The sequence below is a fragment of the Turicibacter sp. HGF1 genome, from assembly GCF_000191865.1.
Taxonomy (GTDB): domain Bacteria; phylum Bacillota_I; class Bacilli_A; order MOL361; family Turicibacteraceae; genus Turicibacter; species Turicibacter sanguinis.
Genome location: NZ_AEXQ01000127.1, coordinates 1 through 13313, shown reverse-complemented (window position 1 = coordinate 13313; position 13313 = coordinate 1). Strand labels below are relative to the sequence as shown.

Below are 13313 nucleotides of genomic sequence, written 5' to 3'. Positions count from 1 at the left end.
AAACAGTCATCTTAAAATGACTGTTTTTATTTTTGTATGCTGCGTTATAGTACAGTTACTAGCTCTTTTTTATAAGTAAGGTCTTAATTCATGTAGTAGTTTTTCTTCTATTTTAATGAGTTGATTAGCAAGATCTTTGATATCGCTTGTTGCGGCGGGATATTGGTTAAGATATTTAGCAATAGATTTAATTCCCATGTTGCATCCATCTGTTACGATATCGGCTATTTTTTCATCAACATCACCTGTTAGTAGTTTAACATTTGTACTCATCCAAGACATTGCTTTTGCAATAGGGTTGGGTTCTTTATCAGAATCGTGAGCTTCCATTAGTTTTTGGTGTGTTAAGTCACCGAATTTTTTATGTTCTTCAAGAGAAGTAGTTAAAGTATTACGTAGGTTCTCATTTTTAACTTTTTCTAGAACCTCATTTAAACTCTCAACTGCCATTTTAGTTCCAGAATTACATTCATTTAATAGTTTAATTGAATCTTGATTAGGCATTAATATAACCTTCTTTCTATTTCATATTTAATATTATTTGCTATTTTAATGAAGGGTATTCCAATAAAGAACTAAGAATATTTAATCTGATACAGAGTGTCTAATTTTGAATTTAGACATAGGATACTATAGGACAGATTTTAATATTAAGTGCAACATAAAAAAAACTCATAAATAAGATTATTGTTATAGAATGAGTTACCACACCAAATTCTTAACAAGGAAATTTATTGATAAGTTATAGACATCTTAAGACATTCGAGGGGACCCCTATAGAGGTGCTTTCGAAAATGAGATATTTAGTGAGATAAATGACTCAATGATTTCTCCTGAATTAAAACGAAACACTCAGGAGATGTATCAGGCTGAGTCCACAGATGAATTAAGCAAGAAAAGACACTTAATTCATTATCGTTCAGAGAAGAAATCCAAAGAAGTCATTTCCCTATATTATTTAACATTAACTCAGTCGCTAGACCAGATTTTTAATACAGTTTTAAAAGGGATTATTTCATTTTATGCCATTTATCGTTGATGATGGAGCATTTTGTTAGAAGATTTAAGTTGTTTAAAATAAACAGGAAAGCCTTGAAAATTATGAGAAACTAACTTTAGAACGTCGATTTATCAACGTTCTAAAGAAGTGAAAAACATAAAAGATTTAGGAATAGTGTGAAGCAAGTATCCTCCTTTGATGGTGATGGGCAATAGATACGATTATTTCAAGTCGTATTTAAAGTAAAGGTTGTTTATCATCATTTGTAGAACACCAAATCCATTATTACATCGCTATTAAAATATAAAATTTCTCAGAAATGGAAATGTACAAAGCGCTAAGTCAATTAAATGAAAACTATCATCTATAAATCTTTAAAACCGACATAGTGATTGAGGGAAGGGGTTGCTTGTTACTCACAACTTGAATCAGAATTAAAGATACCTATTTATTTTGTAGATGCTTATTCATCAACGCCTATGAAAATGTTTAGGTGGGAAATTTTCATTCGAACTATTTGAGGAGAAAGTGTTGTACCTGTATTGAATTCGTCCTAGGGAAAAGTTTATAAGGAGGGAATGTGATGGCAACTATAGAGGTTACAGGCTCAGATATGACTATTCAAGAAGCAATTAATAATGCTAGTCCAGGAGATAAGATTCAAGTTCAATCAGGGATTTATAGAGAGAATTTATTCATTAATGTGGACAATCTTACCATTGTTGGTGACGGAGAAGTTATTCTTGATGGAACTGATCAGGGGTTAGTCGGAATAACTATTGATGCTAATGAGGTTATATTAGCCAATTTGACTTTTCAAAACTTTACAATAGGAATTTTATCAATTGGGGATAAGAATGTCTTCCATCATGTTAAATCTGATAGTAATGTAGGAAGTGGATTTAAAATCAGTGGGCATCTTAATACTGTAAGGCAATGTCAGATAAACAATAATCAAGATAAAGGGATTATATTGTCTGGAAGAGAAAATTTATTTTATGAAAATAGTTTAGAAGGAAATAGAAGAGGTGGCTTTTTAGCGGGACCCGGAGATTTTAGGGAAAATATTATAGCTAATAATTACTTTGACGGTAATGGAAACTTTGCCATTAACATTAACACAACTTATTCCGATAAAAATATTGTTTATACTAATCTTATTCAAAATTCATCTAATGGTATTATAGTGAAAAGAGGTCGTTTTTTTATTGGTTTAAATACGATTACGAACATTAATCAGATCGGAATAATGATCGAGGGAAATTACTCAATTATATTTAAAAATACATTGATTAATTCAAAGAATGGGATAATGTTAAAAGCTAACGATAGCTCAATTATAGAGAATGTTGTGGAACATATAAATAATACTGCGATTTTAATTCAGGGAAATAGAAATTATGCCAGACAGAATACGGTAAGCCAATTTCATGATGTAGGGATATTAGTTAATGGATTCTCCAATACATTACGATGCAATACTCCATTGACTTCAGTTGTTAATTATTCTGCCACTGGAGAGAATAACGTAGCAAATGATACGACTTGTGATACACTAGCGAATGGTATACAGGAAATTAATCTAGATAACTTAACAGACGGCTATAAGGGATTGCTAGAGTTATTTTATAAGAATTTCTAGTAAATATTTAAAAATGATTTAATGGTCATTTAAGTTCCCTATCAATAGCGAATTTTTGGCGCATACTAATTGAGAAGGATACCAGATTCCAGTTCAAATCACCGTTTGTCAATATGTACAGAATATGATAGTATATAAGAATATATTTGGCTTTTTATTGTAAGAAAAGTCAGATGCTACAACATTAACTGGAGGAATGGATTTTATGTTACCAAATTGCCCAAAATGTAATTCAGAATATACATATGAAGATGCAGGAATGTTAGTGTGCCCAATGTGTGCTTATGAGTGGAGTCCAGAAGCAGAAGCTGAAGCAGCGGAAGCTAACGTGATTCGTGATGCAAACGGAAATGTTTTATCGGATGGAGATACTGTAACAGTTATTAAAGATTTAAAGGTAAAAGGTAGTTCTTCAGCGATTAAACAAGGAACTAAAGTAAAAGGAATCCGTTTAGTTCATGATTCATCTAATGGTCATGATATTGACTGTAAAATTGATGGATTTGGAGCAATGAGTTTAAAATCTGAATTCGTCAAAAAAATCTAATTATTTTTTAGAATGATGAAGCATCCTAATTAACTAGGATGCTTTTATTGTTAGAACTTTACTTTGAAATAGTTGGGATTTATAGTAAAATTAAGTGTAACAATGGAAAAGATAGTTATTTTTTTAGGGATAGGGGAAGGTGGACTATATTAAGAAGAAATTAGGATTTCTCTTACTAGCTATATCCATTGGAATCATCACTCTATTTATAATAGGAAGAGAAAAAACGAATTATCATTTAGAGATTATTAAGCGAGCAATTAAAGAGAATGTTGTATTAGACGTAGAACAACTTAGACAATACTCGGAAAAGATAGAAGTTAAATTAAGTAAAGATGAAATGGACTATTTCACTTTGGGATATATGAATGAGGTAGAAGGTAATGAAGAGTCCGCTATCGCGAATTATCATCAGGTTACTGAGTTGATTAGTGAAAAAACAGATCCCTTTGTAATATTATATACGACGACCTATTTAGCGAAGCAAATGATGGATACAAAGCGGTATCAACAAGCCTTAGATTATGTCATGATTGGTGTTAATAATATTGAAATCGAAGATTATAATGACCATGCTAAGTCTGTATGGGAGTTGTTATTGATAACGATAAATAATGATAGAGGTGAGCATTTTACTACACAAACGCTTGAAGAGGTGTTGAAGTATGAAAAGAAGTTAAATGAAGAAACATTACTGTATTTGATTTCCAAACAAACACCATTATACTGTTTACGTCATCAATATGCTGATGCAATTAATGCTGCATTAAAAGGAATTAAATTAGCAGAGCAGCAACATGACCAGGCAACGAAAATGAAAATTTTAATAGAACTTGGCAATGTTTTTAAAATATTAGAAAATTACGATGCAGCCAAACAAGTTATACAAGAAGCATTAAAAATGGTAGTCAAGGATACAGATTTAAGTGATAATCTTAAATTATATGCTTATAAGAATTTGGCACAAATCAGTTTGATGCAGGAAGATTATGAACAGGTCATAGCTTACACTGGATTGATGAAAGAATATGAATCTAAGGTTAAATCTGAAATTGCGATTGAGTATGAGATATTAAGATATTTAATTTATGCACAAGTTGATATTTATTATGGGCATATAGATTATGCGTATCAAAGCCTCCTAAAGGCGACTGAATTATCTAAACAAGATGAAAATTATACCGTATTTGAAAAAGATTTATATTATTTAAATACGTTAGGTCAATTATATTATCATCAGGAAAATTATGATGAAGCAATTAAAACATATCATGAACTATTAGAGTTATCTGAAAAAAGAGAGTCTCTAGGATTTCAAAAAGAGAGTATAGCCAAATTATTGGCTATTTATCAAGAGTTAGGGCGCATAGATGAGTATCAACTGTTGACAGATAAATTAATTGCTTTTTCAGACGTTCAACAAAATCGAATAGGAAATGAGTACATTTTTTATGCGATTCAGTCTCATCAAAATGACCTTATTTTACAAAGAACGATACAATATAGAATAATCAATATGAGCATTTTTATGGTATTAGGGAGTATTATCATTTACGGTATTCTTAAATTTGTTAGATTAGTGTCACAAAATAGAAAGGACCATCTTACTAATCTATATAATCGTCGATACTTTGATAAAATTTATCTTGCTTTGAAAAAAAGAAAAAAAGGTCATTATTCTATCATTTTATTTGATATTGATGATTTTAAAAAAATTAATGATCGTTATGGTCATGATGTTGGTGATGCGGTATTAATGAGTTTGGCTAAGACGGTTAAAGGGGAACTTGGAAAACGAGAATATGGATTTAGGTATGGCGGCGAGGAGTTTGTCATTTTATCTGTTGATAAATCTGAAGAACATGTTCTTGCTTTAGCAGAGTCTATTCGTGAAAAGGTGGCCAAAACGATTGTGAGTCCCAATATTCAGTTTACGATTAGTTTAGGAATTGCACACTCTAGGCAGCATGAATTTAGTTTAAAAACCGCAGATGAAAATTTATATCATTCGAAAGCTCAGGGTAAAAATACAATTACAACTTAAAGGTAATCATGAAAGTGTCATGTTTATCTGAAAATCAGAAATTGTGGATAAGTGATGGGATTTTATTATCCACAAAAAATGGCTAGTGTCTTTAGACACTAGCTATTTTTTATAGAATGAAGAATGAAGCGGCAATAATGAGATAAACAGAGAGTAGCTGAACTCCTTCAAGCCAGTTTGATTCTCCATCATGGGCTACTTTGTTGACGATAAGAATTGAAGCAATCAGAGCAATAAGTTCAAATTGATTGAAGACGATACTCATAGGGATGAAGAATTGGCTAATAAAAATTAGGATAGGAGCGACGAATAAAATAATTTGTAAGCTTGAACCAATTGCAATTTCAAGAGCAACGTCCATTTTATCTTTTCTAGCCATAACGACGGCTGTACTATGTTCAGCTGCATTTCCGATAATCGGGATTAAGATAATACCGACGAAAAACTCACTCCATCCAAGTGTTTGGGTAATGGCTTCGATACCACTAACTAAAAATTCACTTTCTATTGCAATGAATACAGTTGCAATGACTAAAATTAAAATAGCTTTTGGCAACGACCATTTTGCTTTATGTTCTTCACCACTATCCGTCTCGGTATAGATATGTTTGTGTGTACTAAAGGAAAAGAATAAACTTAAAACATAAATAATAAACATCACGATAGCAACAAAAATACTTAATCCTTCGTAGCGGGTATTGAGTAGTGCCGGATCAACTGTGTGGGTGAAAAGTGCTGGAATACAGAGTCCAATCACGGCAAATAATAACATGCTTGATGAGACATCAGAGACTTTTACATTAAATTTTTGTGATTTGTATTTTAATCCACCTGCGAGCATACTAGCTCCGACAACTAATAAGATATTTCCAATGACGGCTCCTGCAATTGAAGATTTTACAACTTCGAATAATCCTTGTTTTAAAGCAAAGAATGAGATAATAAGTTCTGTCGCATTTCCAAACGTCCCATTTAAAAATCCACCAATTTTAGGCCCCGAATAAAATGAAATTTCTTCAGTTCCTTCTCCCATGAGACCAGCTAATGGAATAATTGATAAGCAAGATAAGATAAACATCCAAGAATCTGAAACGCCCATAAATTTAGCAATGAAGCTTATCGGAACAAAGATAAGCAAATATTTTAGAATTTTCATTGAAAATATGAACCTCCTATTTTTATAGATAATACTAGTATCCACAGTTTGAAAAATTCTAATAACCAATTAGGAAAATAATTGATAAAAAAGTTAAAGATGTTAAATTTAAGTTATATTTTTTAAAGACGTATCAGAGTTTAAAATAATGAGCTACTCTGTGTATCTTTTTTGTATTTTAATTCTTGCAATCTAACTTTCAGGTGTTTTATCATGAATACGTATAAAAATGTGATAATAATTTGGTCATAGTTGAAAGGATGAGTATGATGTCATTACCACAAGACTTTTTAGATAAAATGCAACAATTATTAGGTGAAGAATTTGATGAATTTATTAAAAGTTATGATCATGAGAAATCTCACGGATTGCGATTAAATTTATTAAAGACATCAATGGAGTCATTTAAAGAGAAGAATAAATTGACGTTAGATTCTATTCCGTGGGTGGAGGAAGGATTTTTCTATAAAGGTGAGGAACGACCAGGAAAACATCCTTATCATGAAGCGGGAGTCTACTATATTCAAGAACCAAGTGCTATGTCTGTTGGGGCGTTTGTTGAAGCAAAACCAGGGGAGAAAGTACTAGATTTATGTGCAGCTCCTGGTGGGAAGAGTACACATGTTGCTTCTCAACTTGGGCAAAAAGGTCTTTTAGTAGCCAATGAAATTTATCCACAACGTGCGAAAATCTTATCTCAAAATATTGAGCGTATGGGGGTTAAGAATGCGATTGTGTTAAATGAAACACCAGCTCGTTTAGCAAAGCATTTTCCACTATATTTTGATCGTATTGTAGTCGATGCTCCATGTTCAGGTGAAGGAATGTTTAGAAAGGATGTAGTGGCACAAGAAGAGTGGAGTTTAGAGAATGTGAAGCTTTGTGCTGCGCGTCAGAATGAGATTTTAGAAGAAGCAGCTAAGATGCTAAAACCTGGTGGTCGCTTAGTTTATTCGACGTGTACATTTGCACCTGAAGAGAATGAACAAGCGATTGCGCAGTTTATAAGTCATCATCCTGAGTTTGAAATTGAATCGATTAATGCGTATGAATCATTTAAACCAGGACGTGGCGAGTGGTCTCAAATCGCTGTGGAAGGGATTGAAAAAACCTATCGTTTATGGCCCCATTATATTAATGGAGAAGGTCATTACTTAGCGGTATTGCGTAAAGTTTGTGGGGAAGATGTAGATTTAAAACGTGAGTACGTGAAGCCATTGAAGAAGGATAAGTCTTTAAATGATTTCTTTGATTTTGCTAAAGATACGTTAAAAGAGGTTCCACATGGAGACTTTGTGTTATTTGGATCAGAGCTTTATTTAGTACCAGAAGGTATGTTAACGTTTGATAAATTAAAGGTTGTTCGTGCAGGATGGCATTTAGGAACATTTAAAAAGAATCGTTTTGAACCATCACATGCCTTAGCTTTATCACTTCGCCCTGAAGATGTTAGGCATTATGTTTCTTATCCACAAGATTCTAATGAGATTAAATCGTATTTAAAAGGTGAGACATTATCTCATGAGGGAGATAAAGGATGGTATCTAGTTTGTGTTGATGGTTATTCTCTGGGATGGGCAAAACTAGTTAATGGAACATTAAAAAATCATTATCCAAAGGGATTACGTTGGATGTAATTTTGAGTTTAGGGCATTAGAAGGTGCTTTTTTGTGAAAATGAGAGTCTAAGTTTTCATAAATGTTTGTAAGATATGAAAATTTGTTGTATTTTAATCGAGTTCATAATATAATACGGATATCTTAATTGAATAAATTCTCGTATATGCCTGGTGATATGGACTGGGCGTCTCTACCTGCAAACCGTAAAAGTGCGGACTACGAGGAGTTGTATGATTTTAATATATAATTTTTTATTATATAGGAAAAAGACAGCACCTCGTTTTTATAATGGGGGCTGTCTTTTTTGTTATCTAAATACTAATTGGAGTTAGTAAAAAGGAGAAGATTACGAAATGAGGAAAGAACAGCAAGTCGAAATAGGATTAATTTATGAGGTAAATGATAATCCATCAATCGGGAAGAAGTTTTTATTTGGATTACAGCATATTTTTGCTGCTTTCTCAGGAATTGTCGTTGTACCATTAGTGATTTCAGGATCATTAGGTTTTGATAGTAAGATGACGACATCTTTAATTAGTGCTTCGATTTTAGCAGCGGGGATTGCAACAATTATTCAAGCACGTGGGATTGGCCGAGTTGGATCACGTGTTGCTTGTATTATGGGAACTGATTTTACGTTTGTATCACCTGCCATTTCAGTTGGGTCAACACTTGGAATGCCAGGGATTGTAGGGGCAACGATTTTAGGATCATTTTTTGAAATTATTTTAAGTTTCTTCATTAAACCACTGATGAAATTATTCCCACCCCTTGTAACAGGAACGGTTGTTTGTTTAATTGGTTTAACGTTATTGCCAGTTTCAATTGACTGGGCAGCAGGTGGTAGTGGTGCTTTGGATTATGGAAGTTTATTAAATGTTTCAATTGCAATGCTTGTAATGATTGTGACGCTAATTTTAAACCGCTATGGCAAAGGGTTAGTAAGTAGTGCTTCTATTTTAATTGGGATGCTTGTTGGATATCTAGTGTGTATTCCTCTTGGAATGGTTGATTTTACGCCAGTTGCAGAAGCAAGCTGGTTTGCGATGCCAAATATTTTAGAATACGGTGTGGTTTTTGATTGGAAGGCTGTTTTAGCGTTTATTCCAGCATATTTTGTTACAACGATTGAAACGGTAGGATGCTTAAAGGCTGTTGGAGAAACATCTCAAATTGAAATGGATGATAAGAAAATTGGATCAGGAATTTTAGCTGATGGAGTTGGAAGTATTGTAGGTGGATTAGTTGGATCCTTCTCTAATACTTCGTTTAGTCAAAATGTCGGATTAATTTCGTTAACAAAGGTAGCAAGTAAACATGTTGCTGTGATGGCAGGTATTTTATTAGTATGTTTAGGGTTATTCCCAAAATTAGCAGGTGTGATTAATGGTATTCCACAACCAGTTTTAGGTGGAGTTGGACTTGTGATGTTTGGAATGGTTGCAGCAGCAGGAATTAAGACGTTAAGTCGTGTTGAATTAACTGACCGTAACCTTTTAATCATCGCAACATCTATGGCATTAGGTCTTGGTGTAACATTCCGCCCTGATTTTATTGGTCAATTACCTGAAGCTTTACAGATGATCTTTTCATCAGGAATTTCAACAGGAACTATTGTGGCATTGATTTTAAATTTATTGTTAAAAGAGGATAAAGTAGTTGCTACAAAAGCGGCTAAAACGGAGGTTGTAGTTTAATGAAGGCTTTACAAGAACGTATTTTAAAAGATGGAGTAGCATTGAATGAAACAGTTTTAAAAGTGGATTCATTTTTAAATCATGGAGTTGATGCTCATTTAATGTATGAGATTGGGACAGAGTTTAAAAAATATTTTGAACATCACGGAGTAACTAAAATTTTTACGATTGAAAGTTCAGGAATTGCTCCAACGGTTATGACAGCGATGCAAATGAATTTACCGATGGTCACTTTAAAGAAACAATCATCTAAAATTTTGAATGGTGATGTTTATCAAACAACAGTTCATTCGTTTACAAAAGCAACAGATTACGAATTAACGTTATCTAAAAAATATATTTCACAAGATGATCGTATCTTAATTATTGATGATTTCCTAGCTAATGGAGAAGCCGCTCTTGGAGCTATTCGTTTAGTTGAAGAAGCAGGAGCAAAAGTAGCGGGAATTGGAATTGTCATTGAAAAATCGTTCCAACCAGGACGTAAGATGTTAATTGAAAAAGGATATGAGGTATATTCCTTAGCACGAGTTAGCAAGTTAGATGCGGGTGTTATTGAATTTGTTCAAGAATAATGAAAAAGGCGAGGATGATGAGGATCCTCGCCTTTTTCATTATTCTTTGTACATGTAATCTCTTGTTAATGGTAAAGAGTTATTCACACCTTTGGTAAAGACAATTTGGTGTAAATCAATGACACCATTGTTAAATGAGGCAGCACATGAGCATAAATACATACGCCACATACGAATGAAACGCTCGTCAAACATTTTACTAATTTCATCAATGTTATCTTCGAAGTTTTTATACCAATGTAATAATGTCATACGGTAGTGAGGGCGTAAGTTTTCGATATCGATAACGTGGAATTTATAGTCTGCTGAAATTGAAACAATTTCACGTAAAGATGGGATGACACCACCAGGGAAGATATATTTTTTAATCCATGCATCTCCTTCACTTTCTTTTAAACTGCTAATGTAATGAAGAACGAAGATTCCACCTGGCTTTAATACGGCATTGACATTTTTGAAGAATAAATCGTAGTTTGGACGCTCTACATGTTCAAGCATTCCGACACTGACGATTTTATCGAAAATTAAATCAGATTTTTCTAAATCTCTGTAATCCATTAGTTTAACTGACAGATAATTTTCAAGATTTTCTTCTTTGATACGTCGTGAGAATTCATTATATTGCTCTTGACTTAATGTGATTCCAGTTCCTTTAACTTTATATTTTTTAGCAGCTGAAATTAACAAGCAACCCCAACCACATCCAATATCAAGTAGTGTTTCATTTTCTTTTAATTCCAGTTTATTTAGTAAGTGATCAATTTTATTAAGTTGTGCTTGGTGCAATGACTCATCTTCGCTTTTAAAGTAGGCACAAGAGTAGCAAAGAGTATCATCTAACCACAATTTATAAAATTTATTTCCAATATCATAATGAGAAGAGACTTCTTCTTTTTGTTTTGACTTTGAGGTAGGGTTGTTAAAGATTTTAGGTAAAGCTTTAAAATCTGTTGTGAAGTGTTCAATATGACTTAAAATAGCATCTAATGCTTCATACAAATCTCCCTCAATTTCAATAGTTTTATCCATATAAGCTTCCCCAAGTGCTAAAGAGGTACTAGTCACTAAATCTTTTTTGCTTATAGGGCCATTAATATAAACTTTAAACTTGGGCTCTCCTTGTCCTACAGAAAATATTTCATGATCCCAAAATTCAACTGTAAATGGAACGCTGTCAAAATTTTTTAATAAATTTTTAAAAACTAACTTATCGAAAGCCATAAACTCAATCCTTTCCAAATTCCTTCAAAAATTACTTTTATTATTTACCAAATCATCTCTTTTCATCATCAATAAGGAAAAAAACTTTCAAAAAATCAAAAAAATAACAGTTTATCCACAGTTCCACAAAGTTCCATGTGGAACAATTCCCGAAAATTGTGGATAAATGTCTAATAAAGTTTATTGTGTTGATGAATGTTCTAAATATGATGAAAATGATTTTTTGTCGCAGTGCATATAATGTAATGAAAGGAGTGGAGATATGATTAAATTAGTTTTAATTCGTCATGGTCAAAGTATCTGGAATTTAGAAAATAAGTTTACAGGATGGACTGATGTAGAGTTATCTGATAATGGATTAAATGAAGCTAGGTTAGCTGCTAAAGTTTTAAATAAACATGGATTTGAATTTGATGTAGCTTATACTTCGTGTTTAAAACGGGCTATTAGAACATTGTGGATTATTCTTCATGAGATGGATTTAATGTGGATTCCTGTCTATAAATCATGGAGGTTAAATGAGCGACATTATGGTGCTTTACAGGGATTAAATAAGGAGGAAACGGCAAAAAAATATGGTGAAGAGCAAGTTCATAAATGGCGGAGATATGTGGATATCCGTCCACCTGAGCTAACAAAAGACGATCCTAGATATCCAGGTTATGAATATAAATATCATAATTTGAAGGAGAATGAGTTACCGTTAACGGAAAATCTTGCAGACACTGAAAAACGAGTTTTAGAGGAGTGGCATGAGAAAATTGTGCCTGATTTGTTAGCAGAAAAAAAAGTAATCATTGCAGCCCATGGTAATACGTTGAGAGCTTTAGTAAAGTATTTAGATGAATTATCGAATGATGGGGTGGCTAATTTAAATATTCCAACTGGGATGCCACTGGTATATGAATTAGATGATCAATTAAAGCCAATAAGACATTATTATTTGAATTTAGAGGGCGAAATTCCGAGTGGTATTATTCCAGAATATATCCTTTAAGATACAAAAAAAACACTCTGTGGATAGAGTGTTTTTTTGTGTATTATTATTCAAATAGATCATCAAAGACTTCGTCTTCAAGTTCTTTTAATCGTTTCATTTCATTTGATTTTGCTTTTTTCTCAGCCATTTTTTTAACAACGCGAGTAGATCCAACGCCGATTCCAACAATAGCTCCGGTAATTAATAGGGCTGCGAATCCACGTTTTTTTGTAATTTTCACTTTTTGTTCCATCATATGCCCTCCCTTAAGACCATGTAATGGATACTATTATATACTATTTTCGACAATATACAACTTAAATTTAATGTTAGTTAATGGATTAAAATAACTTGATACCTGATTATTTGATAAGGTTACAAAGTTATTTTTATGAATATTCTTAAAGTAATTATTTAAAGGAAAAAGTAGTCTTTTTTTATTAAAATTGTTATCATAGCAGGTATCATTGAGATTAGTATAATCCTTATTTTACAGTCTAAAAGAGAAGATTTAGTATAAAATCTTTTAAAGAATATTTATCCACAAATTAGTTTTATATTAGTAGATTGTAAATATCAAATAGATATATTTTAAATTAATAATATTTAATGAAGAAAAATTGAAAAAAACGAAATAATTAAACTGATAACTATAAAAAGATGTGTATAAGTACATAAATAAGATTGAAAAGTGAACCAATGGGGATTTATAGAAAATAGCTAAATTTAATGAATTCTGTAGTAAATAAAGACAAGAAAAGCAAAAATACTGTAAATAATATACGTTTAAATAAGAAAGATCTTAAACTAATTGAGGCATATTTAAGAGCTAG

General features: G+C 32.3%; 12 protein-coding genes and 1 riboswitch. Of the genes, 8 read left to right on the top strand and 4 right to left on the bottom strand.

Annotation, left to right across the window (positions count from 1 at the left end):
• Nucleotides 1–69: 69 nt before the first annotated feature.
• Entirely contained in the window at nucleotides 70–504 is a 435-nt protein-coding gene (locus tag HMPREF9402_RS12410; protein ID WP_006783897.1) for a hypothetical protein, read from the bottom strand.
• Nucleotides 505–823: 319 nt separating this feature from the next.
• Between HMPREF9402_RS12410 and HMPREF9402_RS12405 the strand changes: the two genes are divergently transcribed.
• The 4 genes from HMPREF9402_RS12405 to HMPREF9402_RS12390 all read left to right on the top strand — a co-directional run bounded on the left by HMPREF9402_RS12405 (nucleotide 824) and on the right by HMPREF9402_RS12390 (nucleotide 5233).
• The gene (locus HMPREF9402_RS12405) at nucleotides 824–1039 is read left to right on the top strand and encodes a hypothetical protein (RefSeq protein ID WP_006783898.1); all 216 of its coding nucleotides are present in this window, start codon (nucleotides 824–826) and stop codon (nucleotides 1037–1039) included.
• Between the two features lie 544 nt (nucleotides 1040–1583).
• Nucleotides 1584–2642 carry a right-handed parallel beta-helix repeat-containing protein gene (locus HMPREF9402_RS12400; protein ID WP_009607514.1) on the top strand — a complete coding sequence of 353 codons (1059 nt, stop codon included), beginning with the start codon at nucleotides 1584–1586 and terminating at the stop codon, nucleotides 2640–2642.
• Nucleotides 2643–2847: 205 nt separating this feature from the next.
• Nucleotides 2848–3189: a zinc ribbon domain-containing protein YjdM gene (locus tag HMPREF9402_RS12395; RefSeq protein WP_006783900.1), complete on the top strand. Its 342-nt coding sequence runs from the start codon at nucleotides 2848–2850 to the stop codon at nucleotides 3187–3189.
• 139 nt (nucleotides 3190–3328) lie between these two features.
• Complete coding sequence (locus tag HMPREF9402_RS12390; RefSeq protein WP_009607519.1) at nucleotides 3329–5233, top strand: diguanylate cyclase; 1905 nt, start codon at nucleotides 3329–3331, stop codon at nucleotides 5231–5233.
• 109 nt (nucleotides 5234–5342) lie between these two features.
• Here HMPREF9402_RS12390 and cax read toward each other — a convergent pair whose 3' ends face one another.
• Complete coding sequence (gene cax / locus HMPREF9402_RS12385; protein ID WP_262942017.1) at nucleotides 5343–6434, bottom strand: calcium/proton exchanger; 1092 nt, start codon at nucleotides 6432–6434, stop codon at nucleotides 5343–5345.
• A gap of 224 nt (nucleotides 6435–6658) precedes the next feature.
• Between cax and HMPREF9402_RS12380 the strand changes: the two genes are divergently transcribed.
• The 3 genes from HMPREF9402_RS12380 to HMPREF9402_RS12370 all read left to right on the top strand — a co-directional run bounded on the left by HMPREF9402_RS12380 (nucleotide 6659) and on the right by HMPREF9402_RS12370 (nucleotide 10280).
• Complete coding sequence (locus HMPREF9402_RS12380) at nucleotides 6659–8026, top strand: RsmF rRNA methyltransferase first C-terminal domain-containing protein (protein WP_039931054.1); 1368 nt, start codon at nucleotides 6659–6661, stop codon at nucleotides 8024–8026.
• A gap of 119 nt (nucleotides 8027–8145) precedes the next feature.
• A riboswitch (purine riboswitch) is annotated at nucleotides 8146–8247 on the top strand.
• A gap of 114 nt (nucleotides 8248–8361) precedes the next feature.
• The gene (locus HMPREF9402_RS12375) at nucleotides 8362–9705 is read left to right on the top strand and encodes a uracil-xanthine permease family protein (RefSeq protein ID WP_009607516.1); all 1344 of its coding nucleotides are present in this window, start codon (nucleotides 8362–8364) and stop codon (nucleotides 9703–9705) included.
• Nucleotides 9705–10280 (top strand): xanthine phosphoribosyltransferase, encoded by a 576-nt coding sequence (locus tag HMPREF9402_RS12370; protein WP_009607518.1) that lies wholly within the window; start codon nucleotides 9705–9707, stop codon nucleotides 10278–10280. The genes HMPREF9402_RS12375 and HMPREF9402_RS12370 overlap by 1 nt, the downstream gene beginning before the upstream one ends.
• Nucleotides 10281–10319: 39 nt before the next feature.
• Here HMPREF9402_RS12370 and HMPREF9402_RS12365 read toward each other — a convergent pair whose 3' ends face one another.
• Nucleotides 10320–11501, bottom strand: a complete 1182-nt coding sequence (locus HMPREF9402_RS12365) for an SAM-dependent methyltransferase (RefSeq protein ID WP_009607515.1) — start codon at nucleotides 11499–11501, stop codon at nucleotides 10320–10322.
• A gap of 262 nt (nucleotides 11502–11763) precedes the next feature.
• On the opposite strand from HMPREF9402_RS12365, the gene gpmA reads away from it, so the two are divergent.
• Nucleotides 11764–12498, top strand: coding sequence for a 2,3-diphosphoglycerate-dependent phosphoglycerate mutase (gene gpmA, locus HMPREF9402_RS12360; protein WP_006783907.1), 735 nt, complete (start codon nucleotides 11764–11766; stop codon nucleotides 12496–12498).
• Between the two features lie 46 nt (nucleotides 12499–12544).
• Here the strand turns inward: gpmA and HMPREF9402_RS12355 are convergent, their stop codons facing one another.
• Nucleotides 12545–12733 carry a hypothetical protein gene (locus HMPREF9402_RS12355; protein WP_229040154.1) on the bottom strand — a complete coding sequence of 63 codons (189 nt, stop codon included), beginning with the start codon at nucleotides 12731–12733 and terminating at the stop codon, nucleotides 12545–12547.
• Nucleotides 12734–13313 lie beyond the last annotated feature (580 nt).